The organism is Hahella sp. HNIBRBA332 (assembly GCF_030719035.1).
In the GTDB taxonomy this organism is placed as follows: domain Bacteria; phylum Pseudomonadota; class Gammaproteobacteria; order Pseudomonadales; family Oleiphilaceae; genus Hahella.
On sequence record NZ_CP132203.1, the window covers coordinates 330,223 to 343,252 of the forward strand.

A 13,030-nucleotide genomic window follows, 5' to 3' on the forward strand; every position below is an offset into this window, starting at 1 on the left:
TTCTTTGCTTAGTGTTTAATGTCTTGGAATGTCTGTTGCTCCGGTGTCGGGAGACCGCGACTCGTTCAGGTGTATTTTTCTAACTGGGACGGCGTAAAGCCTGTAATGATTTCTCCTGATGGCGTCTCAATCACCGGGCGCTTGATAACGGAGCTGTGCTCCGACAGTAATTCTTTCGTCTTGGCTCCTGACTCTATATCGGACTTATCCGAATCCGAGAGTTTGCGCCAAGTAGTTCCCCTTTTGTTGACTAACGTTTCCACGCCCACTGCGTTAAGCCAGGTTTCCAGATTGCTTTGGGGAACGCCAGTTTTTTTAAAGTCGTGAAAAGTATATGCAATATTGTTGGCTTCCAACCATTTTCGGGCTTTTTTTACGGTGTCGCAGTTGCTGATTCCGTAGACTTTCAAACTCATTGGGTCATTTACCTGTTGCTTTACGAAGTTTCGGCTTTGAGTTGTGCGCTCGTAATGGACTGTTCACAGTGACTCTATGAAGGACTTGATGCGGTGGGCGGCCTCGATGCACTCGTCCAATGAGGCGACCAGCGCCATGCGGACGCGTCCCGTCCCGGGATTGACGCCTTGCTGTTCACGTCCCAAGAAACGCCCGGGTAAAACGGTGAGATTTTTCTCCGCATAAAGACGTTGTGCAAAAGCGTCGTCAGGAATCGGCGTATGCGCCCAGAAGTAAAAGGCCGCGTCAGGCGTCTCAAGTGGCCAGCATGGAGCAAGTATCTCCTTAAAGCTTTGAAATTTACTCACATACTGTTTGCGATTTTTTCGTACATGTTCTTCGTCACCCCAAAGTGCGACGGAGGCTAGTTGCGTCGGGATGGGCATTGAGCAGCCATGATAAGTGCGGTAACGAAGAAATTCTCGAAGTATGCTCGCATCGCCCGCAACAAAACCTGACCTTAATCCCGGAACGTTTGAGCGCTTTGACAGACTGTGAAATACAATGCAGCGGCGATAGTCATGTCGGCCCAATTTGGCGCAGGCTTCCAGTAGTCCAACGGGGGCGGCGGACTCATCGAAATAAATTTCCGAGTAGCACTCGTCCGAGGCAATAATGAAATTGTGCTCATCAGCCAGAGAAATCAGTTTTTGTAGTGTCTCAATAGGGGTAACGCGGCCGGTTGGGTTGCCAGGAGAGCAAAGAAACAGGAGTTGGCAGCGTCGCCAAATGGAGTTTGGGACTGAGTCAAAATCAGGAATGAAGCCATTGCTAGCGCCGCAGGGCAGAAAATAGGGCTCTGCCCCCGCCAGATAAGCGGCGCCTTCATATATCTGGTAAAACGGGTTCGGGCTGACGACAAGGGCGTCCTGGGTGGGATTAATAACCGCCTGCGCAAAGGCGAACAGGGCCTCTCGAGTGCCATTAACTGGCAAGACTTGAGATTCCGGATCTATTCCGCCCGCCAGAGTGAAGCGTTTCTCCAGCCATCCGGCAATGGCCTGACGGAGCTCAGACTCTCCTTTGGTCGTGGGGTAGCGTGAAAGGGCGCTCATATTATTCCGCAACACTTCCATAGCGAACTCTGGCGGTGCGTGTTTGGGCTCGCCGATAGAAAGCGCTATATGGGGCAGATGCTCTGGCGGATGGGCGGATTGCTTCAGCTGAGCCAGTTTTTCAAAAGGGTAAGGCTGTAGACGAGATAGGTTAGGGTTCATATCTTTGTCATTACTCCAGAGCCTGTCGTCAATGGGGGCGGACGACTATAGTTCTTTGCTGTTCTGTTGGTCTAATTGCCCGCAAATATCGTCGCGCAATATTCGGCATAGCTCGGGGTCGCTCAAGGGCGCTCCATCAATATCTGTCAGAACGAAAACGTCTTCCACTCGTTCGCCAAGCGTCGCGATGCGAGCTGTGACCAGTTCCACCTCGTGCTCCAGCAGAATGCTGCCGATACGGGCGAGCAGACCCGGACGGTCTGGAGTGATGATCTCCATGACCGTGCGTTGGTTAACCGTGTCATTACTGAAAGTGACTTCGGTCGGAAAGTAAAAGTGCTTCAACTGCCTGGGCGTGCGTCGCTTGATGACATTGGGGTAGTGCTCAGGATTACTTAATTCTCGCTCCAGACGCTGAGAAATCTGCTTCTTACTGACAGACCCGCTTGTGTCTGCGTCGGCGCTGCTGACAACAAATGAGCCAAGACTGAATCTGTCAGTAGCGCAGTTAATGCGGGCTTCGGCAATATTCAGGCGTAGTTGCTCCAGTGTGGCTGTCGTGGCGGCGAATAAGTCGTCGCGTGCGCGCTGATACACCATGATTTGCATGAAGCCTTCTGCTTCGCCGCCCTTGGCGTCACGAATTAATACGAGCGGCTCGGTGGAGTCGCCATGCCGGATAATGGCGGCGGTCTGCCATGCTATCTCACCGGTGGAATCCTGCAAAAAGTACTCTTCTTCCAGGGCGCTCCAGATAGCGTCGATATTGTTGTCGCTAAAATCCTGTGAGTGCAGTATCTCGCGCGCTTCAGCTTGGGTGTCCGCCACCCACTGACTGCGGTCGGGTGGTGTGTCCAGGCCGCGGCGGATTGCCCGTTTGGTTTCGCTGTAGAGTTGTCGCAAAAGAGCTGCGCGCCAAGTGTTCCATAATTTAGGATTGGTGGCGCTGATATCGCATACAGTCAGTGTATAGAGGTAATCCAGGTGTATTTGTGAGTCGATCTTGCTGGCGAACTCATGGATCACTTCAGGGTCGGATGGGTCTTTGCGTTGCGCTGTCATCGACATTAGCAAGTGGTTGCGCACCAGCCAGGCCACCAAACTGGTATCCCGCTGGCTGAGATGGTGCCTTCTGCAAAATGCTTCGACGTCCTCGGCGCCCAATTCCGAGTGATCGCCGCCACGCCCTTTGGCTATATCGTGATAAATGCCGGCAATGTATAAAAGCTCAAGTTTGGGCAGTCGATACACTAGGCGGGTCGCTAATGGGTAATCTTTGACGCTTTCGGGGTTGCGCAGGCGGATCATGTTGCGAATAACGTGAATGGTGTGCGCATCCACGGTGTAGATATGAAATAAGTCGTGCTGCATCTTGCCGACAATGCGGCCAAATTCAGGGAGATACTTGCCTAGCACCCCATAGCGCTTCATGGATGAGAGTGTGCGATGCAGGGCGTGAGGCGTTTTTAGAATCTCCATAAATAGAGATGTGTTGGCCAAATCGCTGCGGAATTTGTCGTCTATCAGATGTCGGTGCGCTCTGATTGCCCGTATGGTGTTGGCGCGAATGCCTCTGACCTGGGGGCTTTGCGCCATCAGCAGAAAAACTTCTACTAAGGCGAAAGGCTGGTAGGCGAACGTCTGGTTGTTAATGGCTTCGATATAGTCATTGCGGATATGGAAGCGCCTGTTGAGCGGTACAATGACTTCCTCGTCGTCTGCGTGTAGGATAATTTCATCGAAGTATTGCAGTACCACGTCGTTTAGCTCGCCTAGCGCCATGGCGTAGCGGTAGTACTCCTGCATCATTTGCTCGACGCCAAGACCATCTTCACGGTCGACATAGCCCAATAGATTGGCCAGCGAGCGTTGATGGTCGAAAAGCAGTCTGTTTTCGTTACGTCCCGCCAACATCTGTAGGCCGTATCTTAAGCGCCACAGATAAGCTTCGCCTTCACGCAAGGTGCTGTACTCATCAGCGGTCAGGAAGTCGTAAGCCGTCTCGCTGTCACTGCTTTCATTGCAGAAATGTCGCTTGGTGATCCAGCCGATGGTCTGAATATCGCGCAGTGTGCCCGGAGAGGTCTTGATGTTGGGCTCAAGGTTGTATTCGGTATCGCCGTACTTCTGATGCCTTTCCAGTTGCTCGTCACGTTTGGCGCTGAAAAAGCGTTGATCGGTCCATGACTCATCTGAGTAGGCGCGACGGCTGAGCTGGTTGCGAAGCTCTGGCGCGCCCGCGAGGGTGCGAGTTTCCAGTAAGTTGGTGGCGATAGTGATATCCGTCGCCGCTTTGGCTATCGACTCTGATACAGTACGGACGCTATGGCCAATATCGAGATTAAGGTCCCACAGCAGGGTAATGAAGCCCTCAATCGCTGGGCCAAATTCGCTAATGTCAGCGTCATCATCAAGCAGAATCAATAAATCAATATCAGAATGGGGAAGGAGTTCATTGCGCCCGTACCCGCCTACCGCAAGAAGGCATATTTTTTCTGGATCAGACCAGTTTGCGCCTAACCACAAGGCTTTGAGCACTTGGTCGATGTAAGCGGCTCGTCCAGCAACCAGCTCTCTAATAGGGGCTCCGGACTTGAACTGCTCGTGCAGTCGCTCGGTGGCGCATTGCAGTGATTGCTTGAGAAAGCCCAGGGCGGGCTTTCCTTCTTTCAGAAGCGCGGCGTAGGCGTTGGCGTCAAATATGAGACGCTGATCAAGCCTGATTGGCGGCGCTTCCGTTAATGCCTGGTCGCTTTGTTCAGTCATAAACCGGATTTATTGACTAGAAAGACTCTTCGCTGCGCTTGGTAAGAACTTCGTATCCATCTGCAGTCACCAGAATGGTGTGCTCCCACTGAGCTGAAAGCTTATGGTCCTTGGTGACGACTGTCCAGCCGTCGGGAAGCAGTTTGCAGTGGCGCTTGCCCTGGTTGATCATCGGCTCAATCGTAAAGGTCATGCCTTCTTTGATCACCATGCCGGTTCCCGGCGCGCCATAGTGCATTACCTGCGGCTCTTCGTGAAACACCGCGCCGATGCCATGGCCGCAATACTCTCTTACGACGGAATAATGCTGGCTTTCTGCATATTGCTGGATGACATGCCCAATGTCGCCAAGGCGAACCCCGGGTTTGACCAACTCAATGCCCTTGTAAAGACACTCCTGAGTGACGCGCACCAGTCTTTCTGCGGCGATGGTGGGCTTGCCGACAAAAAACATTTTGCTGGTGTCGCCATGATAACCATCTTTAATAACGGTGATATCTATATTAACTGTGTCGCCGTTTTTCAGTATCTTTTTGTCGCTGGGGATGCCGTGACAGATAACATGGTTGACTGAGGTGCAGATGGATTTGGGGAACCCCTTGTAGTTCAGCGGAGCAGGTATGGCCTGTTGGACTTCGGTAATATATTTATGGCAAATCTCGTCCAGCTCGCCGGTGGTGACTCCTGGCTTCACATGCTCTTCAATCATTTCAAGCACTTCAGCCGCAAGGCGGCCGGCGACGCGCATTTTTTCGATTTCTTCAGGGGTTTTGATGGTAACTTTCATGCTCGCTTCTGAGGGTTCCAACTGCCTGCAAAGGCAAAGTGTGATTCTGTTGATTGTAAACGCTGCCGTATTGTAACCGGTTCGTAGAGTGAATAAAAATCCGAGTTCTTTGCTAGGCTATCGTTTTTCTGCGTGCTTGAGCCGCTGAGCGCTCTGCGTTGAAGAGATGAAGCGTGATTTTGGTCTTTAAAAAAAGGGGTGTTTGTGGTATAAAGCGCGCCGGATTGAAATGCATCCTGAAAACAGGTGCGTTGAAGCCATAAAAACACACATGCGTCGACACATGTTTCGGGTGCCGCTTAGATGCGGTTGGAGCATGGGGTGCATGGAGGTTAAACCCAAAACTTTAAAGAGTAAAAGATATGTCAGAAGTTTCAATGAGAGACCTGCTGAAGGCGGGCGTTCACTTCGGTCACCAGACTCGTTTCTGGAACCCTAAAATGCGCAAATACATCTTCGGTGCGCGCAACAAGATTCATATCATCAACTTGGAGCACACTGTACCTGCTCTGAATGATGCGCTGCGTTTCGTTTCCAATCTGGCTGAAAAGAAAAATAAAATTCTTTTCGTAGGCACCAAACGTGCAGCCGGTAAGATCATCAAAGAAGAAGCGGATCGCGCCAGCATGCCTTATGTTAACCATCGCTGGTTGGGCGGCATGCTGACTAACTACAAAACCATTCGCCAGTCCATTCGTCGCTACCGCGAACTGGAAACTCAGAGTCAAGACGGCACTTTCGACAAGTTGACCAAAAAAGAAGTGTTGATGCTGCGTCGTGAGATGGACAAGCTGGAAAGAAGCATCGGTGGTATCAAAGATATGGGCGGTTTGCCTGATGCGTTGTTCGTGATCGACGTGGATCATGAGCGTATCGCTATCAAAGAAGCCAACAAACTGGGTATTCCTGTTATCGGCGTAGTTGATACAAACAGCGATCCAGATGGCGTTGACTATGTTATTCCTGGTAACGACGACGCCATTCGCGCAATTCAAGTATACGCCAAGGCTGTTGCTGACTCTTGTCTGGAAGGCTTGTCCTCTGCGGCGGGCAATGGCGATGAGTTCGTAGAAGTCAACGAAGCAGCTGCTTCCGCCGAAGAAGCTGCCGAAAAGTCAGAGTAATCTTAGGCACATAGAATGATCAAAAAGGGGATGATCTCCCCTTTTTTTTCAATTTTTCTGAACCTGACAAGTGAGGATTAAAAGATGGTGGCTATTTCAGCATCCATGGTAAAAGAACTGCGCGAGCGCACCGGTCTGGGCATGATGGAGTGCAAAAAGGCGCTTGTTGAGGCGGAAGGCGATATCGAGAAAGCGATTGAAGACCTTCGTAAAAGCAGCGGCATGAAGGCTGCTAAGAAAGCTGGTCGTGTATCCGCGGATGGTGTGGTTGCAGTTAAAGTCAGCGATGACAACGGCTACGCAGTAGTTGTTGAAGTGAATAGTGAAACTGACTTCGTTGCTCGCGACGAAAATTTCCTGGGCTTTGTTGGCGACGTTGTTGGCGCCGCCTTTGACAAAAAGTCCGCTGACGTGGCGGCGCTGATGGAATCTGGCCTGGAAGAAAAGCGCCAGGCTCTGGTTCAGAAGATTGGTGAAAACATCAATGTTCGTCGCGCTTCTATGCTGTCTTCCGATGTGGTTGGCGCATATGTTCACGGCAACAATCGTATTGCCGTTCTGGTTGCTTTGAATGGCGGCAACGCTGAGCTGGCGAAAGATATCGCAATGCATATTGCGGCGGTTAACCCGCAGTTCGTTTCTCGCGATGACGTTAGCGATGAAGTGATCGCTAAAGAGCGTGAAATTTACAAGGCGCAAGCTGACCAGAGCGGTAAGCCTGCAGAAATCGTCGACAAAATGGTTGACGGCCGCATCAACAAATTCCTAGCGGAAATTAGCTTGCTGGAGCAGGCTTTCGTTAAAGATCCCGACGTAAAAGTTGGTGATCTGGTGAAGAAAGCTGGCGCTCAGGTAGTTGCTATGGTTCGCTACGAAGTTGGTGAAGGTATCGAAAAAGAAGAAGTGGATTTCGCTGCAGAAGTTGCTGCGCAGCTGAAAGGCTAATTTCTTCTTTTTGTATGAATTTGTGGCGAGGGCGGTATACTCTGCTCTCGCCACATTAGTATCCGGAGGTTGCAAACAGCCTCTCTGCGTCTCTTCAACTTGCCAAGCAAGCGTGCAACACAGGTGAAACTACATATGCCCCCGTCTGCTCAAACTCAGCCCAAATATAAGCGTGTACTGCTAAAACTCTCAGGTGAGGCGCTCATGGGAGAAGAGAACTTCGGAATAGATCCGAAAGTGCTCAATCGCATGGCGTTGGAAATCGGTCAGTTGATTGGTATAGGGGTTCAGGTCGGTCTGGTTATTGGCGGAGGGAATCTTTTCCGTGGTAAAGCCTTGCAGGATGCAGGTATGGACAGAGTGACCGGCGACCATATGGGAATGCTTGCGACTGTGATGAACGCGCTGGCTATGCGGGACGCGCTGGAGCGCTCCAATATCGCGACTCGCGTTATGTCCGCCATTCCTATGAGCGGCGTTGTTGAGCATTATGATCGTCGCCGTGCGATTCGTGACTTGAAAGAAGGCGACGTGGTGATCTTTTGCGCTGGCACCGGTAATCCCTTTTTCACAACCGATTCTGCTGCTTGTCTACGTGGCATTGAGATTGATGCAGATGTAGTGTTGAAGGCCACTAAAGTGGATGGCGTATACTCTGACGACCCTATGAAAGTGGCGGATGCGGTAAAATATGATCGACTCACCTATGATGAAGTGCTCGAGCGTAAGCTTGGGGTCATGGATCTAACTGCGATTTGTTTGTGTCGCGACCACGGTATGCCTGTGCGGGTATTTGATATGAATAAGGCCAGCGCACTGATCAATATTGTGGTGGGTATGGAAGAAGGTACATTGATAGAGCGAGGGTAAAGCCGTGATTAATGATATTAAGAAACAATCTGAACAAAAAATGAAAAAGTCCATGGAGGCGCTTGGTCATGCCTTCGCTAAGATTCGGACTGGTCGGGCTAACCCAGCGATTCTAGAATCGGTCATGGTTCCATACTATGGCTCTGACACGCCTTTGACCCAGATCGCCAATGTGGTGGTTGAGGACGCCAGAACTCTGAGCGTAACTCCGTGGGAAAAAAACATGGTGCCACAAATCGAGAAGGCCATCCTGAAGTCTGACTTGGGTCTTAACCCATCTACGGCTGGTACGGTTATTCGGGTGCCTATGCCCGCGTTGACGGAGGAGACTCGTAAGGAACTGGTGAAGACGGCTCGTGGAGAGGCGGAAAACACCAGAGTGGCGATTCGCAATTTGCGTCGCGATGCGAACGCAGACATCAAAACTTTGCTGAAAGATAAAGAAATTTCTGAAGACGAAGAGAAGCGCGGATTGGATGATATCCAGAAACTGACCGACAAGTATATTGCTGAGGTCGATCGCGTTCTCGCTGAAAAAGAAAAAGACCTGATGGCTGTATAGGTCATGACGGGCGGCTGGATGTTGGAGGGTTAAATGTCGACGGCTGATATTCCTTTGGTTGGAACCAGCAAACCTCGCCATGTGGCGATCATCATGGATGGTAATAATCGTTGGGCGAAGCAGCGTCGACTCCCTGGAGTGGCGGGCCACAAAGCTGGCGTTGATTCTGTGCGGGCTGTAGTCGAAACCTGCGCCCGACATGGCGTGGAAGTGCTGACGTTGTTCGCTTTCAGTAGCGAAAACTGGCGTCGTCCCGAGGAAGAAGTAGGCGCGCTGATGCGCTTGTTTCTTGTCGCGCTGCAGCGCGAGGTTCGTAAGCTCAATCGCAACAATATCCGGCTGCGAATCATTGGCGACCGTTCCAAATTTAACTCTACTCTGCAGCAGCATATGCAGGATGCGGAAGGGCTAACCGCCGGCAACACTGGTATGACGCTTGCGATAGCCGCCAATTACGGCGGGCACTGGGATATTACTCAAGCTGCCCGTCGCGTCGCTGAAAAGGTTGAGTGGGGCGAGCTTCGCGCTGCTGATATCGATGATCACTTGATCCAGCAGTATGTTGAGTTGGGCGACCTTCCTCCTCCCGATCTATGTATCCGCACCGCGGGTGAACAGAGAATCAGTAACTTTCTCTTATGGCAGCTTGCCTATACGGAACTGTATTTTGCCGATGTGTTCTGGCCAGACTTCCGTACTGAGCAGATGGAGACGGCGCTGGCGGCGTATAGCCACCGAAAAAGACGGTTTGGGCAAACTGACGATCAGGTGGATCGTCGCTTGGCGGAAGATGGCGGGACTCAGGCGGAGCACCCTTCCTCTTTCGAATTCGCCACTAATCCAGCTGCAAAGCGTTAATTGTGCTAAAACAAAGAATTATCACCGCATTGATTCTCCTGCCTTTATTTCTGGCGGGAGTGGCGCTGACCGATGTATTCGGTTTTTCTCTTTTTATTGGGGCGATTGTTACCCTGGCTGCTTGGGAGTGGGCGCAGATATGCGGTTTGACGTCTCAGACGTCCCGAGCGAGCTATGCCGCCATGACTGCTGTGGTATTGCTTGCCTGTTCTCATTTGCCCGCCATCCTGATTCTCTCCATCGCATTGATTTGGTGGATTGGCGCACTGGCGATAGTGTTAACTTATCCCGCATCTAAAGGTTTCTGGACGCCGCCTATGATCAGGGCTGTCGCTGGGTTATTGATCCTGGCTCCGGCTTGGAAGGCGTTGGTGGCGATTCGTGGCGGTGTGTTTGTGCTTGAGCCAGGCTTCGACACCAAGTGGGTTATCCTCTATATCTTTCTCATCGTTTGGTTTGCCGACATTGGCGCTTACTTTGCTGGTAAGACTTTCGGTAAGAATAAGCTCGCACCGCATGTCAGTCCTGGAAAGTCATGGGAAGGCGCAGTGGGCGGAATGCTGGCTGTTTCGGTATTACCTTTTGCTATGAATTCGTTTTTGACTCTTACCTTGCCCCAGCTCGTTGTGCTGTGGATGATGACCCTGTCGGCTGCGATTTTTTCCGTCGTGGGAGATTTGATAGAGAGTCTAGGTAAGCGCTTTGTCGGCTTGAAAGACAGCAGTCAGATTCTCCCTGGGCATGGCGGTATTTTTGATCGTATTGACAGTGTTACGGCTGCGGCTCCTGTGTTCTTAGTGTTGGCTATATTTTCAGGTTGGATGCAGGGGTAGAAGTATGAAGCGAGTTACGGTTTTAGGGGCGACGGGCTCTATAGGGCGCAGTACCCTGGATGTGATGGCTCGTCATTCAGATCGGTATGAACTTTATGCTGCGACTGCCCACAGTAATCTGGACGAGCTTCTATCTATCTGTATTAAACATCAACCCAAGTTCGCCATATTGGCGACTGATACGGGTGTAGCGGGTTTGAAACAGCGCCTTCGGGAAGCGGGTGTCTCCACTGAAGTTAGAGTGGGTGTGGAGGCTATGTGTGAGGCGTCTTCCACCAGCGATGTTGATGTTGTCGTCGCTGCTATAGTTGGGGCGGCTGGATTGGCTCCTACACTGGCGGCGGTTAACACAGGTAAGCGCATACTGCTCGCCAACAAAGAAGCATTGGTTATGACCGGCGGGCTGTTCATGGACGCTGTGAGGAAACATGGCGCTGAACTCCTTCCTATTGATAGCGAGCATAATGCGATCTATCAATGCCTGCCAGAAACTGCGCAACGCTTAAACGATTCTGCATCGCTTGCTGCATATGGGGTTACTCGCGTCCTTTTGACTGCGTCAGGGGGGCCATTTCGGCATTTTTCTCAGCAGCAATTGCAACAGGTCACGCCGGAGCAGGCGTGTAAGCACCCGAATTGGTCAATGGGGCGTAAAATCTCTGTTGATTCTGCGAGCTTGATGAACAAGGGGTTGGAGTTAATCGAAGCATGTTGGTTATTCGATTTGGCTCCAGGGTCGGTTGAAGTGCATTTGCATCCTGAGTCGATTATTCACTCCATGGTTGAGTATGTGGATGGCTCTATATTGGCGCAGATGGGCAACCCGGATATGCGTACGCCTATCGCCTATGGGCTGGCGTGGCCAGAAAGAGTAGACGCAGGCGTACAGCCATTAGATCTGTTTTCTGTTGGGAGACTGCACTTCGAAAAGCCGGATAAAGAGCGTTTCCCCTGCCTGAGGTTGGCTGAAGAAGCCTTTGCGCTCGGCGGAACAGCGCCAGCGGTAATTAACGCTGCTAATGAAGTGGCGGTAGATGCGTTTCTCCAAGGTAATATCAGGTTTGTCGATATCCCCGTTGTTATTGAAAAGAGTTTGCTGAAAGGTTCTGTTGTACGAGCGGATTCTGTCGAAACTGTAATTGAAGCCGACAGAGTAGCCCGTCAATATGCCTCGGAAGTCATTAATGAGTTGGCTGACGGAGTTGTTGTTCCGTAAGTCGCACTAGAAGGTCGCTCAGATATATTTACAATAGAGAGCATGGAATTTTTTCAAAAAGCCCTGGCGTTTATAGTTACATTGGGGGTGCTGGTCACCATCCATGAATTCGGTCACTTTTGGGTGGCGCGGCGCTGTGGCGTCAAAATTTTGCGGTTTTCCGTTGGCTTTGGATCCCCTCTGTTGTCATGGAAGGATAAGCAGGGTACTGAGTTTGTGATTGCGGCCTTACCATTGGGCGGCTATGTCAAAATGCTGGATGAGAGGGAGGGGAATGTCCCTGCCGAAGAAACACATCTAACCTTTAATCAGCAGACAGTCGGTAAGCGTATCGCCATCGCGGCGGCAGGGCCCATTGCGAACTTTATTTTCGCTGTTTTCGCATACTGGTGTATGTTTGTGCTAGGTATACAAGCACTAGCGCCGGTTGTAGGGAGCGTCTCGGATAATTCGCCGGCGCAGCAGGCTGGGATTGTAGTAGGCGCAGAGCTGACCAGTGTCGACGGTTCTCCGGTACACAGCTGGGGCGACGTCAATATGCAGCTTGTTGGACGTCTTGGTGACTCTGGCGTTATTGAATTCGGATATCGCCTACCTGACGAAAGTCTCCCTCACGAAGCGACTGTGCCGATTAATGACTGGCTGATAGGTAAAGTTGAACCTAACCCTGTGTTGGAGTTGGGAATGAGAAGCCTTGCTCCCTTGGCGCCTGCTGTGGTTCATGGCGTGACTCCGGGAGGGCGCGCTCAACAAGGAGGGGTTGAGCCTGGCGATAGAATTGTGGCGGTTGAAGGACGCCCCGTCGCTAACTGGTCTGATTTCGTTCGTGAAATAAAAGCTTCCCCTGAAAAGCAAATAACGTTGTCTCTGGAAAGAGCTGGACGATCATTGGATGTCAGTATTCGTCCCGAGGCAAGAGAGCACAATGGTGAAACCTATGGTGTGATCGGCGCGGAAGCGAAAGCGACTGAATGGCCGCCGGGCATGTTGCGGAACGTGCAGTATTCACCATTGGTCGCCGTTGGCAAGGCGCTGGAAGAGACTTGGGATATGTCTCTATTGACGCTGACTGCACTGAAAAAAATCGTTACCGGACGGATTTCGGTCGAAAATCTTGGTGGGCCTCTCACTATTGCTTCAGCTGCCGGAATATCTGCTAAATCCGGGGTGGAGGCCTTTCTCGGTTTTCTTGCTTATTTAAGCATTAGCCTGGGTATCCTGAATTTGTTGCCAATTCCAGTATTGGATGGCGGGCATTTATTGTATTATTTTGTCGAACTTATTCGGGGCAAGCCCTTATCTGAAGAAAAACAACAGCTTGGGATAAAAGTCGGGATGGCCCTCATTGCTTTCGTAATGTTGTTAGCGTTCTATAACGACCTCTCCAAATTGTAGT

General features: G+C 51.2%; 12 protein-coding genes. 8 read left to right on the forward strand and 4 right to left on the reverse strand.

Annotated features, from left to right (window positions below; translation table 11 throughout):
- Window positions 1-65 precede the first annotated feature (65 nt).
- From O5O45_RS01660 to map, 4 genes are all read right to left on the reverse strand, one after another.
- Window positions 66-416, reverse strand: a complete 351-nt coding sequence (locus tag O5O45_RS01660; protein ID WP_305903571.1) for an ArsC family reductase — start codon at window positions 414-416, stop codon at window positions 66-68.
- Between the two features lie 63 nt (window positions 417-479).
- Entirely contained in the window at window positions 480-1,673 is a 1,194-nt protein-coding gene (dapC, locus tag O5O45_RS01665; RefSeq protein ID WP_305903572.1) for a succinyldiaminopimelate transaminase, read from the reverse strand.
- 45 nt (window positions 1,674-1,718) lie between these two features.
- On the reverse strand, window positions 1,719-4,439 hold the full coding sequence (locus O5O45_RS01670; protein ID WP_305903573.1) for a [protein-PII] uridylyltransferase: 2,721 nt from the start codon (window positions 4,437-4,439) through the stop codon (window positions 1,719-1,721).
- A gap of 16 nt (window positions 4,440-4,455) precedes the next feature.
- The gene (gene map / locus O5O45_RS01675; RefSeq protein WP_305903574.1) at window positions 4,456-5,226 is read right to left on the reverse strand and encodes a type I methionyl aminopeptidase; all 771 of its coding nucleotides are present in this window, start codon (window positions 5,224-5,226) and stop codon (window positions 4,456-4,458) included.
- 362 nt (window positions 5,227-5,588) lie between these two features.
- Here map and rpsB point away from each other — a divergent pair, with 362 nt between their 5' ends.
- The 8 genes from rpsB (at window position 5,589) to rseP (ending at window position 13,029) form a co-directional block, all read left to right on the forward strand.
- Entirely contained in the window at window positions 5,589-6,350 is a 762-nt protein-coding gene (gene rpsB, locus O5O45_RS01680; protein ID WP_305903575.1) for a 30S ribosomal protein S2, read from the forward strand.
- Between the two features lie 84 nt (window positions 6,351-6,434).
- Entirely contained in the window at window positions 6,435-7,295 is an 861-nt protein-coding gene (gene tsf / locus O5O45_RS01685) for a translation elongation factor Ts (protein WP_305903576.1), read from the forward strand.
- Between the two features lie 135 nt (window positions 7,296-7,430).
- Window positions 7,431-8,165: a UMP kinase gene (gene pyrH / locus O5O45_RS01690; protein WP_011398989.1), complete on the forward strand. Its 735-nt coding sequence runs from the start codon at window positions 7,431-7,433 to the stop codon at window positions 8,163-8,165.
- A 4-nt stretch (window positions 8,166-8,169) separates the two neighbouring features.
- Window positions 8,170-8,727: a ribosome recycling factor gene (gene frr / locus O5O45_RS01695; protein WP_305903577.1), complete on the forward strand. Its 558-nt coding sequence runs from the start codon at window positions 8,170-8,172 to the stop codon at window positions 8,725-8,727.
- Window positions 8,728-8,760: 33 nt separating this feature from the next.
- Complete coding sequence (gene uppS, locus O5O45_RS01700; protein ID WP_305903578.1) at window positions 8,761-9,585, forward strand: polyprenyl diphosphate synthase; 825 nt, start codon at window positions 8,761-8,763, stop codon at window positions 9,583-9,585.
- Window positions 9,586-9,587: 2 nt separating this feature from the next.
- Window positions 9,588-10,418, forward strand: a complete 831-nt coding sequence (locus O5O45_RS01705) for a phosphatidate cytidylyltransferase (RefSeq protein ID WP_305903579.1) — start codon at window positions 9,588-9,590, stop codon at window positions 10,416-10,418.
- 4 nt (window positions 10,419-10,422) lie between these two features.
- Window positions 10,423-11,634, forward strand: a complete 1,212-nt coding sequence (gene ispC / locus O5O45_RS01710) for a 1-deoxy-D-xylulose-5-phosphate reductoisomerase (protein WP_305903580.1) — start codon at window positions 10,423-10,425, stop codon at window positions 11,632-11,634.
- A 42-nt stretch (window positions 11,635-11,676) separates the two neighbouring features.
- Window positions 11,677-13,029 (forward strand): RIP metalloprotease RseP, encoded by a 1,353-nt coding sequence (rseP, locus tag O5O45_RS01715; RefSeq protein WP_305903581.1) that lies wholly within the window; start codon window positions 11,677-11,679, stop codon window positions 13,027-13,029.
- Window position 13,030: the final 1 nt, after the last annotated feature.

Excerpts from the sequence above, each read along its gene's own strand:
- O5O45_RS01660 (WP_305903571.1), bottom strand. The coding sequence starts at position 416 with ATGAGTTTGAAAGTCTACGGAATCAGCAACTGCGACACCGTAAAAAAA.
- dapC (WP_305903572.1), bottom strand. The coding sequence starts at position 1,673 with ATGAACCCTAACCTATCTCGTCTACAGCCTTACCCTTTTGAAAAACTG.
- O5O45_RS01670 (WP_305903573.1), bottom strand. The coding sequence starts at position 4,439 with ATGACTGAACAAAGCGACCAGGCATTAACGGAAGCGCCGCCAATCAGG.
- map (WP_305903574.1), bottom strand. The coding sequence starts at position 5,226 with ATGAAAGTTACCATCAAAACCCCTGAAGAAATCGAAAAAATGCGCGTC.
- rpsB (WP_305903575.1), top strand. The coding sequence starts at position 5,589 with ATGTCAGAAGTTTCAATGAGAGACCTGCTGAAGGCGGGCGTTCACTTC.
- tsf (WP_305903576.1), top strand. The coding sequence starts at position 6,435 with ATGGTGGCTATTTCAGCATCCATGGTAAAAGAACTGCGCGAGCGCACC.
- pyrH (WP_011398989.1), top strand. The coding sequence starts at position 7,431 with ATGCCCCCGTCTGCTCAAACTCAGCCCAAATATAAGCGTGTACTGCTA.
- uppS (WP_305903578.1), top strand. The coding sequence starts at position 8,761 with ATGTCGACGGCTGATATTCCTTTGGTTGGAACCAGCAAACCTCGCCAT.
- ispC (WP_305903580.1), top strand. The coding sequence starts at position 10,423 with ATGAAGCGAGTTACGGTTTTAGGGGCGACGGGCTCTATAGGGCGCAGT.
- rseP (WP_305903581.1), top strand. The coding sequence starts at position 11,677 with ATGGAATTTTTTCAAAAAGCCCTGGCGTTTATAGTTACATTGGGGGTG.